Origin of the sequence: Aquitalea pelogenes (genome assembly GCF_001515305.1) — a bacterium.
In the GTDB taxonomy this organism is placed as follows: Bacteria; Pseudomonadota; Gammaproteobacteria; order Burkholderiales; family Chromobacteriaceae; genus Aquitalea; species Aquitalea pelogenes.
The window spans coordinates 143,458-159,083 of the sequence record NZ_LNQV01000001.1; the positions used below are offsets into that span (position 1 = coordinate 143,458).

Genomic DNA, 15,626 nt, shown 5'->3' on the forward strand with positions numbered 1-15,626 from the left:
GAGTTCAGTCCTTTCGTGAAGCCAGAATCGCCCGGGCCAGTGCCAGGTCGCGCGGGTAAGTCACCTTGAAGTTCTGGGCATCGCCATCCACCAGGCGGGGCTTGTGGCCATAGTGCTCGATAGCCGAGGCTTCGTCAGTGACATCAGCGGCTTCGGCAGCCTGCAAGGCAGTCCCAAGCAGGCCGGCGCGGAACATCTGTGGCGTTTGCGCCAGCCACAGGCCCTGACGCGGCACCGTGGCGCTGATGCGTTCTTCGGCATCTGCCCGTTTGACGGTATCGGCCACCGGGAGCGCCAGAATGCCGCCCACCGGGTCGTCGGCCAGGGTGGCAATCAGCCGTTCCACCGCCGTCACCGACAGGCAACAGCGGGCGGCATCGTGCACCAGCACCCAGTCTTGCGCATCTGCCGACATGGCTTGCAGGCCATTGCGCACGCTTTCGGCCCGGCTGGCGCCGCCAACGCGGTATACCCGCAGTTTGGGCAGATCCCAGTCAAAATCATCAAACCATTCATCTGCCGGAGAAATCACCACCGCCACTTCGCTGATGGCTGCACCTGGCTCAATACCTGCAAGGTATGCCACATCAGCGGGCGATTATTCAGCTGCAAATACTGCTTGGGACTGGGGCCACCAAAGCGACTGCCGGAACCGGCGGCCGGAACCAGTGCAAGATAGCGGCTCATGTGGCATCTCCGGCGGGCGGTGCTTCCAGTGTGCGCCACAGACAGCTGCCTTTTACCGCCTTGTCCAGCTCGCCCAGATAACTGGCGTGCGCGGCCAGCTCTTCCTCACTGGCCCGCTTTACCAGCAAGGGTTTGCGTTCGAACTGGATGTCACCACCCTGGCTGTTGCCTGCATCCACGTCGATGTCCATCACCAGGCTTTCCTGGCCACGGGTCATCCACAGGTACACCTCGGACAGCAGTTCACAGTCAATCAGCGCGCCGTGCAGGGTACGGTTGGAACGGTCGATGTCAAAGCGGTCGCACAGTGCATCCAGGCTATTACGCTTGCCGGGGAACTGGTCGCGCGCCATGGCCAGGGTGTCGGTAACCTGGGCGGCCAGCTTGTTGATGCGCGGCAGACCAAGGCGGTCGAATTCGGCATTGAGGAACTTCACATCAAACGGCGCGTTGTGGATGATCAGCTCGGCACCGCGCATGAAGTCGGCCAGTTGCTCGGCCACTTGGGCAAAGCGCGGTTTGCCTTCCAGCGAGGCCAGCGAGATGCCATGCACCCGCTCGGCATCCGGGTCGATATCGCGCTCGGGATGAATGTACAGGTGCAGATGCTGACCGGTGAGCTTGCGGTTGATCATTTCCAGACCGGCAAACTCAATGATGCGGTGGCCTTGATCCGGGTCGAGGCCGGTGGTTTCGGTGTCGAGAATTATCTGTCTCATGCTGCTGCTTTCAGGCCGGACACGTGGATCCGGCCATATTCAATAAGAGGACAATGTGTTTACAGGGACTCAACGCCCCGGTTGGCCAGCTGGTCGGCCCGTTCGTTGAACTCGTGACCGGCATGGCCTTTCACCCAGCGCCAGTCGACATGCAGATGGCGATTGCGCTCGGCATCCAGCATTTGCCACAGGTCGGCGTTCTTGACCGGCTCCTTGGCGGCGGTCTTCCAGCCACGCGCCTTCCAGCCGTGAATCCACTCGGAAATGCCCTTTTGCACATATTGCGAGTCGGTGTAGACCACTACATGACAGGGCCGGTTCAGTGCGGCAAGGCCACGGATGACGGCCAGCAGCTCCATACGGTTGTTGGTGGTGCCATGCTCGCCGCCAAACAGCTCCTTCTCCTTGCCCTTGAAGCGCAACAAAGCCCCCCAGCCACCCGGGCCAGGATTACCCTTGCAGGCACCATCGGTGTAAATCTCGACACAATCTTCGCTTGTCATGTTCTCGGTTCGGTTGGCTTCGTTGATGACAACGAAGCAGGTTTATTCTTGCGGATCGCGCAACTGACTTACCGTTGGCGGCATCTCGCGGTGTGAGGGGTGACGTTCGTTGCCGCCGGCCACCACCAGGCCCTTGGCCGGTTTGGCGGCCTTCCACGCCGGGGTGATCAGACGCATGCCCCGCTGGCGCTTGACTGCTTCGATGCCGTAAACACCAGCTGCCAGCGGCCACCACTTGTCGCCCGCGCGCTCCATGAAGCCAAAGCGCTCCAGCCAGCCCTGCTGCGACAACGGCGGGGCATAGGCCATGAAACAGCCGGCCACCGGTTCGAGGTCGAGCAGCTTGAGCCAGTCCCGGATGCGGATCAGCGGGAAAAAATTGCCACGCCACGGAATGGCCGCCCGTCCCTGAATCAGCCGGCGTACTCCCCATAAGGAAACCGGATTGAAGCCGGTCATCAGCAATCTGCCCTCTGGCACCAGCACCCGTTCCACCTCGCGCAGAACCTGATGCGGCTCGGTGGTAAAATCCAGCAAATGCGGCATCACCAGCAAGTCGAGGCTGCGGGTTTCAAACGGTAGTTGTTCGGGATGGCAGATGATTTGCGCCGCCTCCCCGCCCTCTGCTGCCCGGCATTGCCAGGGAATGCGGTTGGCACTCAGGAAGTCCACCTGAGGCAGACCTATCTGCACAGCATGAAAACCGAAAATATCGGCGACCGCCCGATCGAAAAACGCCTGCTCACACTGCAGCAGGTAAAGGCCCAGTTCGGTCGTGGTCAGCCACGTGGAAAACGCTTGCATCATTGAAGGAGTCCGATCCGACCATGTTTACCGTTACCCCCGTTCGGGCATTTGCCGACAATTATATCTGGGTTTTGCAACAGGGCACCGGTGCTCTTGCAGTGGACCCCGGTGAAGCCGCTCCGCTGATTACCCATCTGGAGCAGCGCGGACTGGCCTTGCAGGCCGTCCTGATCACCCATCATCACGCCGATCATTGCGGCGGACTGACCGAACTGTTGCAACGCTGGCCACAGGCGCAGGTATATGGCCCGGCCAGCATCGCCGGCGTCAATCAGCCGGTCATGGAAGGTGCCAGCGTGCACTGGCATGAATATGCCTTTGATGTGCTGGCCCTGCCTGGCCATACACTGGACCACCTGGCCTATTACGGTCATGGGCAGCTGTTTTGTGGCGACACCCTGTTTGGTGCCGGTTGTGGCCGCCTGTTCGAAGGCAGCCCGGCACAGATGCTGGCCTCACTGGACAAGCTGGCCGCCCTGCCGGACACCACCCGGTTTTATCCGGCACATGAATACACCTTGTCCAACCTCAAGTTTGCCCTGGCTGTAGAGCCGGACAATGACGAAATCCAGCTGCGACAATTGCTGGATCAAAAACAGATTGCCATGGGGCTGCCCACCCTGCCCACCGAACTGGGTCTGGAAAAAACCACCAACCCCTTCATGCGCAGCCAGGTGGCGGCGGTAAGACAGCAAGCCAGCCGTCATGCCGGAAAAGCATTGGAAACCCGACTGGAAGTGTTTACGGTGTTGCGTGAATGGAAAAACACCTTCAGTTGAAATTCATTCCGGGTAGATCATTCTTGTTAAAAGGCTGCTTGCCGGAATTGATTGCTTTTCCATGACCATTTTGCGCAAAGCTCATGAAATGATTTGCCTTTTTCGATTGACACACCCATGGGCGGTGTTTAGCATCGGCCGAGATCAGAATTCCGGGCTGGCCCAATGAAAAGAATCACCCCATTGGCACTTTCGCTGTCATTTGCATTTTCCCTCCCCTCGCTGGCGCATGCCGATTCAGGCGCATTCCGTCAGTCGGTAGGTGTCGATGAAGCACAGGCAGCCGGCCTGGACATGATGTTGCTGAACTCCAGCCTGCTGCGTAACGGCGACAATGTCTGGGAGCGCGCACGCGAAGGTTTCCAGCTGCCTGAAGTCAACGCCGACATCGTCCGCAAGCAGGAACGCCTGTACAGCAGCAAGCCCGAATACTTCAAACGCATTCTCGATCGCGGCCACAAATACCTGTTCCACATCATGAATGAAGTGGAACGTCGTGGCATGCCCACCGAAATTGCTTTCCTGCCCGTGGTGGAAAGTGCTTTTGTCCCCACCGCCAACTCTCCGGTGGGCGCGGCTGGCCTGTGGCAGTTCATGCCCGCAACCGGTCGCCATTACGGCCTGGAACAAACCTGGTGGTATGACGGCCGTCGCGACATCATGGAAGCTACCCGCGCCGCGCTGGACTATCTGCAAAACCTGTATGCACAGTTTGGCGACTGGAACCTGGCACTAGCCGCCTACAACTGGGGTGAAGGCAATCTGGCACGCGCCATTGCCCGCGCCCAGGCCGCAGGCCTGGAGCCCACCTACGAAAACATCAAGATGCCGAATGAAACCCGCAATTACGCTCCCAAGCTGATTGCGGTGCGCAACATCCTCAGCCAGCCTGAGAAATACGGCATCCGCCTGGACAAATTCCCCAACAAGCCCTACTTCATTGCGGTATCCACCGGCCGTCACATGGATATCGAAGTAGCAGCCAAAATGGCAGGCATGTCGGTCGCCGAATTCAGGGAACTGAACCCGGCGTTCAATCTGCCGGTATATGCGCACAAACCCGGTCGCCAGATGCTGATTCCGCTGGCCAAGGCCGACAAGTTCGATTACAACCTGTCGCACTGGGACAAACCCTTGCTCAGCTGGCAGGTTTATACCCCGACGGCGGATGAAAACGTGGCCAGCGTGGCCGAGCGCTATGGCATGAGCCTGGGTGAACTGCAAAACGTCAACAAGCTCGGTTCACGCAATCTCACCGCAGGCCGGCCGCTGCTGGTTGCACTGCGCGGCAAGAGCGATGGCGCCACCCCGCTTGATGGCACAGACAACAGCATTGCCGCCAGCGACAGCCTGATTGCCAGCGCCAAACCGCAGACGGTGACGACGGTGGCCGTGCAAGCCAAGCCTGTTACGGTTGCCCTCAGTACCCCGGCAATAACAAAACCGCAGCCGCTGGTAGCCAGCATTCGTCCGGCAGCAGAAACCACGAGCCCGGCCATTACTGTGGCAGCAGCTGACAAGAACGTGACGCCGAGCACCTCAATTGCAGCCGCTGCCACTACAAGCGCCACTCCGGCAGTCAATACCGTCGCCACGGCATCGGCCAACGTGGCTGATGTGGCTGAGGCCCCGGCAGTAAAACCTGCCAGCAAGCCGGTGGTACTGGCCAAGGCCGAAGCCCCCAGCCTGCCTTCCGGCAATACGCCGCCGCCCAAGCCGCTGGAAGCCCGGCTCGCCAGCGTCAACCCGGCAGCCAGCCAGCACACCGTGGTGGGTGGCGATACCCTGTTCAACATCTCGCGTCGCTATAACGTGAGCGTGGCCGACCTCAAGGTCTATAACAACCTCAGTGACAACACCGTCAAGCTGGGCCAGGTCATCCGGGTGAAACCGAACCCGCTGGCCAGCAACACCATGCTGGCTGAAGCCGTACCCGCCCCCTCCGCGCAGGATGAGGCACTGGTCAAGGTCAGCAGTGGTACAACACCGGCCACCGGTGCGGTTCCGGCTGAATATGTGGTGCAACGTGGTGACACCGTGTACAGCATTGCCCGTCGCTTTGGCGTGAACCATGCCGACATCCAGCGCTGGAACGATGCCAACCAGCTCATCCGCCTCCAGCCGGGACAGCGCGTCCGCATCGAGACCCAGGGCCTGTAATCCATTGCAGACCATCCATGAAAAAACCCGCCAAGGCGGGTTTTTTTATTTCCGTTCAGCCAGTACTGCGCTCAGGCACTCATTCCGGATTCCGGCTGTCCAGCAAGATGGTGACCGGGCCGTCATTCACCAGACTCACCTGCATGTCAGCACCGAACACCCCTGTCGGGACTGCTTTACCCAGAACCTGCGCCAGGCTGGCTACAAACTGTTCGAACAGCGGACGCGAGATATCCCCCCGCGCAGCTCGGCTGTAGGACGGACGATTGCCCTTGCGGGTGGAGGCAAACAAGGTGAACTGGCTGACCGCCAGCGCCTCTGCACCACAGTCCAGCAGGGAAAGGTTCATCACCCCGTCAGCATCACTGAAAATGCGTAGCTGGCTGATCTTGCGTACCAGCCAGTCAATATCCTGCTGTGTATCCACCTCCTCCACACCCACCAGCAACAGCAAACCGGCAGCAATCTGCCCGCAGGTTTCCTCTGCCACTGTTACCTTCGCTTCACTCACCCGTTGAACAACCACCCGCATGCCCGCATCTCCAGTAATCGATCCTGCATTTTAACCGCCCGGACATCCGGCTGAACATTCCGGTAGCGGCAAGAATGCAGACAATGCGCTTTTGTCCTGACCCGCTGTCAACACAGCTTCGGTACAATCTCCATTCCCTGCTGCAAGGACACGCCCCATGTTGATGGTACTTTCCCCGGCCAAGACGCTGGACTACACCACACCGCCCCACACCACGCGCCATACTCAGCCCGACTTCCTGTCCGACAGCCAGCAGCTGATTCAGGTGCTGCGCGAGAAAAGCCCGGCAGACATTGCCAAGCTGATGGACATCAGCGACGCCCTGGCCACGCTGAATGTTGGCCGCTATCACGACTGGCACCCCGACTTCACTCCGGCCAACGCCAAACAGGCAGTACTGGCCTTCCTGGGGGATGTCTATGAAGGACTGGACGCGGCCAGCCTGAACGAAGATCAACTGGACTACCTGCAAAATCACCTACGCATTCTGTCCGGCCTGTACGGCCTGTTGCGACCGCTGGACCTGATGCAGCCTTACCGCCTGGAAATGGGAACCAAACTGGCCAATCCACGTGGGACCAACCTGTATGCATTCTGGGGCGAGCGCATTACCGATGCGCTGAACACACTACTGGACGAGTCGGACAACCCTGTGCTGGTGAATCTGGCATCCGACGAATACTTCAAATCGGTAAAACCGGCCAAACTGCATGGCCGGCTGATTACGCCGGTATTCCAGGACTACAAGAACGGCCAGTACAAAATCATCAGCTTCTACGCCAAGCAGGCACGTGGCCTGATGGCGCGCTGGGCGGCACTGCACAAGGTCGACATCCCGGAAGCGTTGCAGGACTTCAATCTGGGCGGTTACCGTTTTGACAGCAGCGAGTCAGACACCCGGCGCTGGGTGTTCCGCCGTCAGCATGGCTGAGGCTGGCCGCCTCACACCTTGTTGTCCAGCAGCCGGCCCTGCTCGAATGCCGTGGCATTGGCCAGCGTGGTTTCGGCAATATTGTCCAGCGCCTCGCGTGTAAGGAAACCCTGATGTGCTGTCACCAGCACATTGGGGAAGGTCAGCAGGCGGGCCAGCTGGTCATCCTGCAAGCCGAGTTCCGAGTGGTTTTCAAAAAACACGCCCTCTTCCATCTCGTACACATCAAGGCCCACACCAGCCAGCCGGCCATCCTTCAATGCGGCAATCAGTGCCGCTGTTTCAATCAGCCCACCCCGACTGGTATTGATCAATACTGCACCAGGCTTCATGCCGGCCAGTGAGCTGGCATTGATCATGTGCTGCGTCTCTGCCGTCAGTGGCAGATGCAGGCTGACCACATCACATTCCGCCAGTAACTGCGGCAGCGTGACATATTCAAAACCCAGCTTTTCATCCAGCCCGGCCTGCGGGAATACATCAAACGCCAACACCCGCATGCCAAAGCCCTTGGCAATGGAAATGGTTGCCTGGCCAATGCGCCCGGTACCTACCACGCCGATGGTCTTGCGATATAGATCGAAACCTACCAGCCCGTCCAGCGAGAAATCCATTTCGCGCACCCGGACATAGGATTTGTGAATACGCCGTACCACGGCCAGCAACAAGGCAAATGCATGTTCGGCCACCGCATGGGGCGAATAGGCTGGTACGCGCGTCACGGCAATGCCGTACTGGCGACAGGCTGCCAGATCCACGCCATTGAAACCGGCGCAGCGCAAGGTAATCAGACGCACGCCACGCGCCGCCAGACTGGCAATCACCTCGGCATCCAGCCGGTCATTGACAAAGGGACAGACCGCATCGACATCGTGCACCAGTTCCAGCGTGTCACGGTTGAGTCGTGGTTCGAAGTAGCTCAGTTGATGACCGAACTGCTGATTGGCACCATCCAGGCTTTGGCGGTCGTAGTTTTTGGTATCGAAAACAGCAATGCGCATGTTGGCTCTCTGACGGCGATGGATGAGCTTTCAGTATAAGCTGTCCACCCGAGCAACTGCTGCCTGCACGGCAGGGCTGCTGGAATAACAAAAACCCCGTAGAAACGATGTTCTATCGGGGTTTCCTGACTAGTGCCGACCATCACGCCGGGACTATTTTTGGTTGCGGGAGCAGGATTCGAACCTACGACCTTCGGGTTATGAGCCCGACGAGCTACCAGACTGCTCCATCCCGCGTCAGTGTTCTGTCGCTGTCTTCTGCTGTGTTTCTTCAGAAGAGGAGTGCATAGTACAAGCAGGGCATTCGTCTGTCAACAGTTTCTTAAAATTTTTTTAATATGACAGCCAGCTTATTTGTAAAACTTATTAACATTTGCCGCTTTGCATGACACATCTTCTCAACATTGCTGGCCTAAAGTTATACCTGCGTTACCGCCAATCACTTCTGCCCCAAGAGTGCTTGGCAGCCCGCCGCACATCCCGTCACCGTTCTTGCGGTGAACGTGCGACAGACAGGTAGCCAGTGCAGTTCGAATCGTTCTGCGCCACCCCTCAGGTGTGCAGCACGTATTCTCCTAAGTGTTCATCACGGAAATTCAAGGCCGCCTCCCCGGGCGGCCTCTTTTTTTGCCCTCAGGAAACCGACAGGTGGCTGCTGGCCCGCAAACGGCGCCGGCCCAGCCAGGTACCGGCCAGCAGCAAGCCCATGATGCCGTAGCTGACAAAGGGCGACACAATCAGGAAACGCTCCACTGGCAACTGCCAGATCAGCAAGGCACGCAACAGCGTTTCAGCACACAATCCCCCGCCCCACAGCAAGGTGAGCTGGCGAATGCCGCGCCGAAAGGCTGCTTCCTGCCAGCGCACATCAAACCGCCACTCCCCTTCAGCCGATTCCCGCGCCACCGTTGCACGCGCCAGATAGAACAGCAGCGGCTTGGGCAGCAACAATGAGAGCAGGAATGCCAGGCCAATCAAACCGGACAGCAAGGATTCGCGCATCAGCAATACCCGCGGACTGCCACCGAGCAAGATGGCCAGCAAGGACAGGGCAATGCCGCCCAGTACCAGCAGGCTGAGCGCATCAATACGGCGAAAGCGCAGCAACTCGACCACGCTCCAGGCAATGGGCGGCAAGGAAGATGTAATCAGCCCGGCAGTTTCGCCCCATTGCGGTTGTGCCCAGCGATAACACAGCCAGGGCAACACAAAGTTGGCAAGCAGTTCGGGAAGCAGTTGGTACAGGCGGGTCATGGAGAAAAGGGCTGGGAAACACGCAGGCAGTCATGATACGGCAGAATCCAAGTCACGCGCACCGGAAAACAAAAACCCCGCCAACGGCGGGGTGCTTTGCTTGATATCGACCCGGGTTCGTCGGGTCGGTGTGCGGGCTCAGGCGGCTGCGTGGATGAAGCCGTTGGCCGGGTAAAAGGCACTGGCGAGGCCAAGTACCGACTGGAATGTCACTTCAAACATCTTGCCTACCTGGCGGATGCTGACGACGGTGTAGTGGACGATATCGCCACTGTCTTTATGCTCAAGTACGGTGTAACCCGGTTTCAATTGAGAGATTTGCATTTTTATATTTCCTTGTTTTTTTTATCATTGCGACAAAATTTTAGTTTGATCTAAAGGTTTAACACGTTATTGACAAATAAGCCAACAATATAGTTCCACATCTTTATGAGGAAAGACTCTAACAGCCCCAAATGACACATTCATGACGTTTTTCTGGCACAACAAAGAAAAAGCCCTGCCGCATCAAGGGCAGGGCTGTATGGGGGCGAAACGCAGTCCGCTTAACCGATACGCATGCCTGGTGCCGCGCCCTGATCCACGTCCAGCAGGAACAGGCCGCTATTGTCGTCAGCACCGGAGGCGCAGACGATCATGCCTTGCGACACGCCAAAGCGCATCTTGCGCTCGGCCAGATTGGCCACCACCACCACATTGCGGCCCACCAGCTTTTCCGGTTCCTGATAGGCAGAACGGATGCCGGAGAAGATATTGCGCTGTTCAAAGCCCAGGTCCACGGTGAACTGCAGCAGCTTGTCCGAACCTTCAACAAAGTTGCAGGCCAGTACTTTACCGATGCGCAGGTCTACCTTGGCAAAGTCGTCGATCTTGATGGTATCGGCCAGCGGCTCGTAAGCAGTGGCAGCCGGGGCATTGCTGGTGGCTTGCATATTCTGTTTGTTTGCTTCGATCAGTTTGTCGATCAGCGCCGGGTCGATGCGCTGCATCAGGTGCTGATAAGTATTGATGGTATTGCCCAACAGCAGGCTGTCGGCATCGGACCAGGCCAGCGGCGCCACGCCAAGGAAGGCTTCCACGCCTTCGGCCAGCTTGGGCAGTACCGGCTTCAGGTAGATGGTGAGCAGGCGGAAGGCGTTGATCAGCACGGTGCAGACTTCCTGCAGGCGTGCGTCCTGCCCTTCCTGCTTGGCCAGTTCCCACGGCTTGTTGGCGTCGACGTAGGCATTCACCTCGTCGGCCAGTGCCATCACGTCGCGCAGTGCCTTGGCGTACTCACGTGCTTCAAACGCGGCTGCCAGTTCCGGCGCAGCGGCTTGCAGCTTGTGCAGGATGGCGGTATCCGCCACGCTGTCGGCCAGCTTGCCACCAAAGCGCTTGCTGATGAAACCGGCGGAGCGGCTGGCGATGTTGACATACTTGCCCACCAGATCGGAATTCACGCGGGCCACGAAGTCATTGAGGTTGAGGTCGATGTCTTCGATACGGCCGTTGAGCTTGGCGGCCATGTAGTAGCGCATCCACTCCGGGTTCAGGCCGCAGTCCAGATAGCTCTTGGCCTGGATGAAGGTGCCGCGCGACTTGGACATCTTCTGCCCGTCCACGGTGAGGAAGCCGTGGGCAAACACGCCGGTGGGCGCACGCAGACCGGAGTAATGCAGCATGGCCGGCCAGAACAGTGCGTGGAAGTACAGGATGTCCTTGCCGATGAAGTGATACATCTCGGCGTCCGAATCCGGTTTGAACCAGGCGTCAAAATCGATGCCCTTGCTGTCGCACAGGTTCTTGAAGCTGGCCATGTAGCCGATCGGCGCATCCAGCCACACATAGAAGTACTTGCCCGGTGCATCCGGAATCTCAAAACCGAAATACGGTGCATCGCGGCTGATGTCCCAGTCCTGCAGGCCGCCTTCGATCCACTCGTTCATCTTGTTGAGCGACTCGGGCTGCAGGTGCGGCTGGCTCACGCCATCGGCACGGGTGCTGCTGCCGCTGGTCCAGCCCTTGAGGAAGTCGGCACACTCGCCCAGGCGGAAGAAGTAGTGTTCGGAGGTTTTCAGTACCGGCTTGGCACCGGACACCGCCGAGTACGGGTTCTTCAGTTCGGTCGGGTTGTAAGTGGCACCGCACACTTCACAGTTGTCACCGTACTGGTCCTTGGCGGCGCACTTGGGGCATTCGCCCTTGACGAAGCGGTCCGGCAGGAACATCTGCTTTTCCGGGTCGAACAGTTGCTCGATGGTGCGGCTGGAAATCTTGTCATCCGCACGCAGGGCCTTGTACACCTGCTCGGCGAATGCTTTGTTTTCCGGACTGTTGGTGCTGTAGTAGTTGTCGTGGCCAATCAGGAAGCCCTGCGAATCAGCCAGATGCAGCTCGCGTACTGCATCCACCAGCTGGGTCGGGGTGATGCCCTGCTTTTCGGCGGCCAGCATGATGGGGGCGCCGTGGGTGTCGTCCGCGCACACGTAATAGCATTCGTGCCCGCGCATTTTCTGGAAACGCACCCAGACGTCGGTCTGGATCTGTTCCAGCATGTGGCCCAGATGCAGCCCCGCGTTGGCGTAAGGCAGTGCACTGGTTACCAGAATCTTGCGTTTGCTCATTGTGGGTGTTCCTGATGGTAAGCGATCTCAAGCCGTCGATTATAGAGCCGTATCACCTTACCGGTCACGGCACTGTTCGGCAAAAACCCGGTGGATGGGCGATAAAAGCCATCATACCGGGTGCCTGGTGCAGGGAAAATCGTGGTTCAGCTGTTCTGGCCCTGCAGCTCCAGCGGCAGGTAATCGGCCGGTGCGGCGCGCTCGGCCATGGCCTGCGGCACGGTGCGGCGCGCCAGCAGAACGAACAACACGGCAGTCAGTACCGAGCAAGCGGCAAAGCCGGCCATACCACCAGCCATATAAGCCAGACGGAACAGCTCGATACCCAGTGCATAGCCAGCCATCGACAACATGCTCATGGCGGCCGATACCGTGCCCTTGGCCACCGGGGATGACATCAGGGCAAAGCGGTACAACACACCAAAGCTCAGTCCTTCGCCAAAACTCATCAGGCTCATGCCGGCCACCATCAGCCACACCGGCTCGGCGGTGAACAGCACACCAGCCAGCATCAAGAGCAGGCCGCCAACAATCGGGCCCATGCCGACAAAGACCGAACGACCGAGCGGCCAGCGATCCGCCACCATGGCCAGCGCAAAGTTGCCGGCAATCAGCCCGCCAAATACCGGCAACTGCATCAGGCCGTATTCCACAGTACTCATGCCAAGGTCACGCACCAGCAGTACCGGCGACAAGGCAATCCAGCCCATCAGCGGCAGGGCCAGCAGTGGAATGCACAGCGCAGACAGCACAAAGCGCGACTGTTTCAGCAAGCGCAGGTAATCGGCCCCCATCTGCGTCAAGGGCTGGCGGTTCTGACCCGGCACCACGGTTTCCGGCATCTTCCACACCAGCCCCAGCAGGGCAAGACCAGCCAGCGCGGCAATCACCAGGAAGCAACTGCGCCAGGGGGCGATTTCCACCAGCGCGGCACCAGCCAGCGGGCCGACCAGTGGTGCAATCAGCGCCACATTGGCCATCAGCGCGGTTACCTTGACTGCCGTGGTTTCCTCAAATGCCTCTTGTACTGCGGCATAGCCCACCGCATTGATAAAGCACAAGCCCATGCCCTGCACCACGCGCAGCGCAATGAAAGCTTCGATGGAATGAACCAGATAAGTGGCAAGGCAGGACAGCATGAAAAAGGCCACGCCGAACAACAGTACCGGGCGACGACCGATACGGTCCGACAGGGGGCCGGTCAGCCAGGGCAACAAGGCACCGCCAACCAGAAAAGCCGTCATGGAAGTGGGCACCCAGCTGCTGCCCACCAGAAACTCGCGGGTAACCTGCAACATGGCGGGTTGCACCATGTCATTGGCGATATAAACGGCAAATTCGAACAAAACCAGCGCCAGCGGAAACAGCAGATTCGCCGCGCTGAGGGAAACATGTTTGGACTGCAAGACAACAACCTTTCTTGGCAACAAAGATCATGGCCACGGCCTGACAGGGCCGAACCCGGGCGTGGCAGAAAACAGCAGCCAGCGCACGAAAAAAAGCCGGGAATTCTACACAGATCAAGTGCTTGCGGCAAATTAATTCAAGATGAAGCAATAATTGCAGACACAACTTGCCCAAGGCCAAACCCATAGCCAGCACAGGCGCGCGGGAGTAACATGCCCACTTACAGAAGGGACAACACCGCTGTCCCAAAAACATAGTAAAATTGTCGGGTATTCACCCACTTCCATCGCCCCCATGCTCTCCAAACTGACCAAGCTGTTCGGCAACAAGCCGGACGCAGATAGCGCAGCCGATACCATGACCCTGACCGACGCCCAAGTGCTGGAGGCCGTTGCCGGCCTGACCGACAGCAATACCGGTAAAACCTATGTTGCCGCCAAGGCAGTGAAGAACATCAAGATCAGCGCTGATCAGCTGTCGCTGGACGTGGTACTGGCCTATCCGGCCGCCAGCCAGTTTGCACGGGTGGCCGAAGAATTCCGCACTGCCTTGCAATCCGTCGCGGCAGGCCGTGCATTGAATGTAAGCGTGAGAAGCCAGATTACCAGCCACGCAGCCCAGCGCGGCGTTCCCCTGTTGCCTGGCGTGAAAAACGTGATTGCCGTGGCATCCGGCAAGGGCGGTGTGGGCAAATCCACCACGGCGGTCAACCTTGCGCTGCCTTGCAAGCCGAAGGGGCACGCGTAGGGATTCTGGATGCCGACATCTACGGCCCCTCGCAACCGCTGATGCTGGGCCTGCAAGGCCAGCGCCCGGAAACGCCGGATGGCAAGAGCCTGCAACCCATCATCAATTACGGCATCCAGACCATGTCCATCGGCTATCTGGTAGATGCCGACCAGGCCATGGTGTGGCGCGGCCCGATGGTGAGCCAGGCCTTGCAACAACTGCTGAATGACACCCGCTGGGACAATCTGGATTATCTGGTCATCGACATGCCGCCGGGTACCGGTGACATCCAGCTCACCCTGTCGCAGAAAGTACCGGTGACGGGTGCCTTGATTGTCACCACGCCGCAAGACATTGCCCTGCTGGATGCCCGCAAGGGTGTCACCATGTTCCAGAAAGTGGGTGTACCCATTCTGGGCATGGTGGAAAACATGGCCATCCATATTTGCAGCAACTGCGGTCATGCCGAACACATTTTCGGCGAAGGCGGTGCTGCGCGCATGGCTGCCGACTTTGGCGTGGAGGTGTTGGGCTCGCTGCCGCTGGACATGGGTATCCGCCTGGCGGTAGACCAGGGCAAACCCACCGTCGCCGCCGACCCAGATGGCAACGTGGCCGCCCTGTACAAGGACATTGCCCGCAAACTGGCGGTGAAGGTGGGCGAAAAGGCCCAGGACTTCTCCGGCAAGTTCCCCAAGATCGTCATCCAGAACAACTAAGCCGCACAGCATGATTGCGATGTTCGATTCCGGGCTGGGTGGGCTATCCATCTGGCGTGCCGTTCAGGCTACCCTGCCTGACTGGCCCATTACCTACCTGGCGGATCAGGCTTACTGCCCCTATGGCGGACGCAGCAAGGCCGAAATCATCGAGCGCAGCCTGAAAGTCGGCCGCTACCTGCACAGCCAGGGTGCCAGCTTGCTGGTGGTGGCCTGCAATACCGCCACCACCGCCGCCGTGGCCGCGCTGCGCCAGCACCTGCCCATTCCCATCGTCGGCGTGGAGCCGGCCATCAAGCCGGCTGCGGCAGCCAGCCGGACCGGCCGCATTGCCGTGCTAGCCACCCAGGCCACGCTGGCCAGCGAACGGGTACAGGCACTGCTGGACAAACATGCCGGGGAGGTGGAAGTCCTGCGTCGCCCCGGTGTGGGCTGGGTGGAACAGGTGGAAGCGGGAGAGCTCGACAGCGCCCTCACCCGCGCCCGGGTTGCCGCCGTGGTGCAGCCGCTGCTACAGGAAAACATCGACCACATCGCCCTGGGTTGCACGCACTACCCCTTCCTGTCACCGCTGATCCGCGAGCTGACCGGCGAGCAGATTGCGCTGTACGACCCGGCCGAGGCCATTGCCCGGCGCGTGGACTCGCTGCTGCAGCAACATGGCAGCGACAGTATTGGCGATCGCTGCTACCGTTTCATCACCACCGCGCCGGACACCCAGCCCATGGCCAGCATGCTGCCATTGCTGATCGGTCACGGCCATGCTGTCGAATCCCTGAATCTGGAGTAAAA

13 protein-coding genes, 1 tRNA gene and 2 pseudogenes are annotated in these 15,626 nt (G+C 59.3%); 5 read left to right on the plus strand and 11 right to left on the minus strand.

The window, feature by feature from the left end; translation table 11 throughout:
- Positions 1 to 4: 4 nt before the first annotated feature.
- The 4 genes and pseudogenes from ispD to AWT75_RS00755 all read right to left on the minus strand — a co-directional run bounded on the left by ispD (position 5) and on the right by AWT75_RS00755 (position 2,716).
- Positions 5 to 687 (minus strand): annotated as a pseudogene (gene ispD / locus AWT75_RS00740) (2-C-methyl-D-erythritol 4-phosphate cytidylyltransferase).
- The gene (gene dnaQ, locus AWT75_RS00745) at positions 684 to 1,406 is read right to left on the minus strand and encodes a DNA polymerase III subunit epsilon (protein WP_045845666.1); all 723 of its coding nucleotides are present in this window, start codon (positions 1,404 to 1,406) and stop codon (positions 684 to 686) included. Before dnaQ ends, ispD begins: the two are co-directional and overlap by 4 nt.
- Positions 1,407 to 1,465: 59 nt before the next feature.
- Complete coding sequence (gene rnhA / locus AWT75_RS00750) at positions 1,466 to 1,909, minus strand: ribonuclease HI (RefSeq protein WP_045845665.1); 444 nt, start codon at positions 1,907 to 1,909, stop codon at positions 1,466 to 1,468.
- 42 nt (positions 1,910 to 1,951) lie between these two features.
- Positions 1,952 to 2,716: a class I SAM-dependent methyltransferase gene (locus AWT75_RS00755; protein ID WP_045845664.1), complete on the minus strand. Its 765-nt coding sequence runs from the start codon at positions 2,714 to 2,716 to the stop codon at positions 1,952 to 1,954.
- 20 nt (positions 2,717 to 2,736) lie between these two features.
- Here AWT75_RS00755 and gloB point away from each other — a divergent pair, with 20 nt between their 5' ends.
- Positions 2,737 to 3,495 (plus strand): hydroxyacylglutathione hydrolase, encoded by a 759-nt coding sequence (gloB, locus tag AWT75_RS00760; protein ID WP_045845663.1) that lies wholly within the window; start codon positions 2,737 to 2,739, stop codon positions 3,493 to 3,495.
- Positions 3,496 to 3,660: 165 nt separating this feature from the next.
- The gene (locus AWT75_RS00765; protein WP_062786166.1) at positions 3,661 to 5,655 is read left to right on the plus strand and encodes a lytic transglycosylase; all 1,995 of its coding nucleotides are present in this window, start codon (positions 3,661 to 3,663) and stop codon (positions 5,653 to 5,655) included.
- Positions 5,656 to 5,734: 79 nt separating this feature from the next.
- On the opposite strand, the gene dtd is transcribed toward AWT75_RS00765, so the two are convergent.
- The gene (dtd, locus tag AWT75_RS00770) at positions 5,735 to 6,187 is read right to left on the minus strand and encodes a D-aminoacyl-tRNA deacylase (RefSeq protein ID WP_062786169.1); all 453 of its coding nucleotides are present in this window, start codon (positions 6,185 to 6,187) and stop codon (positions 5,735 to 5,737) included.
- A gap of 157 nt (positions 6,188 to 6,344) precedes the next feature.
- On the opposite strand from dtd, the gene yaaA reads away from it, so the two are divergent.
- Positions 6,345 to 7,118, plus strand: coding sequence for a peroxide stress protein YaaA (yaaA, locus tag AWT75_RS00775; protein WP_062786172.1), 774 nt, complete (start codon positions 6,345 to 6,347; stop codon positions 7,116 to 7,118).
- Positions 7,119 to 7,129: 11 nt separating this feature from the next.
- On the opposite strand, the gene AWT75_RS00780 is transcribed toward yaaA, so the two are convergent.
- The 6 genes from AWT75_RS00780 to AWT75_RS00805 form a co-directional block, all read right to left on the minus strand.
- The gene (locus AWT75_RS00780) at positions 7,130 to 8,119 is read right to left on the minus strand and encodes a 2-hydroxyacid dehydrogenase (RefSeq protein ID WP_062786175.1); all 990 of its coding nucleotides are present in this window, start codon (positions 8,117 to 8,119) and stop codon (positions 7,130 to 7,132) included.
- 160 nt (positions 8,120 to 8,279) lie between these two features.
- Positions 8,280 to 8,356: transfer RNA gene (locus tag AWT75_RS00785), tRNA-Met, on the minus strand.
- Between the two features lie 396 nt (positions 8,357 to 8,752).
- Entirely contained in the window at positions 8,753 to 9,373 is a 621-nt protein-coding gene (locus AWT75_RS00790) for a VC0807 family protein (RefSeq protein WP_062786179.1), read from the minus strand.
- A 138-nt stretch (positions 9,374 to 9,511) separates the two neighbouring features.
- Complete coding sequence (locus AWT75_RS00795) at positions 9,512 to 9,697, minus strand: hypothetical protein (RefSeq protein WP_045845657.1); 186 nt, start codon at positions 9,695 to 9,697, stop codon at positions 9,512 to 9,514.
- A gap of 221 nt (positions 9,698 to 9,918) precedes the next feature.
- Complete coding sequence (gene metG, locus AWT75_RS00800) at positions 9,919 to 11,979, minus strand: methionine--tRNA ligase (protein ID WP_062786182.1); 2,061 nt, start codon at positions 11,977 to 11,979, stop codon at positions 9,919 to 9,921.
- Positions 11,980 to 12,125: 146 nt separating this feature from the next.
- The gene (locus tag AWT75_RS00805; protein ID WP_082695888.1) at positions 12,126 to 13,385 is read right to left on the minus strand and encodes an MFS transporter; all 1,260 of its coding nucleotides are present in this window, start codon (positions 13,383 to 13,385) and stop codon (positions 12,126 to 12,128) included.
- Positions 13,386 to 13,743: 358 nt separating this feature from the next.
- Here AWT75_RS00805 and apbC point away from each other — a divergent pair.
- A pseudogene (gene apbC, locus AWT75_RS00810) lies at positions 13,744 to 14,834 on the plus strand (iron-sulfur cluster carrier protein ApbC).
- Positions 14,835 to 14,844: 10 nt separating this feature from the next.
- On the plus strand, positions 14,845 to 15,624 hold the full coding sequence (gene murI, locus AWT75_RS00815; protein WP_082695889.1) for a glutamate racemase: 780 nt from the start codon (positions 14,845 to 14,847) through the stop codon (positions 15,622 to 15,624).
- Positions 15,625 to 15,626: the final 2 nt, after the last annotated feature.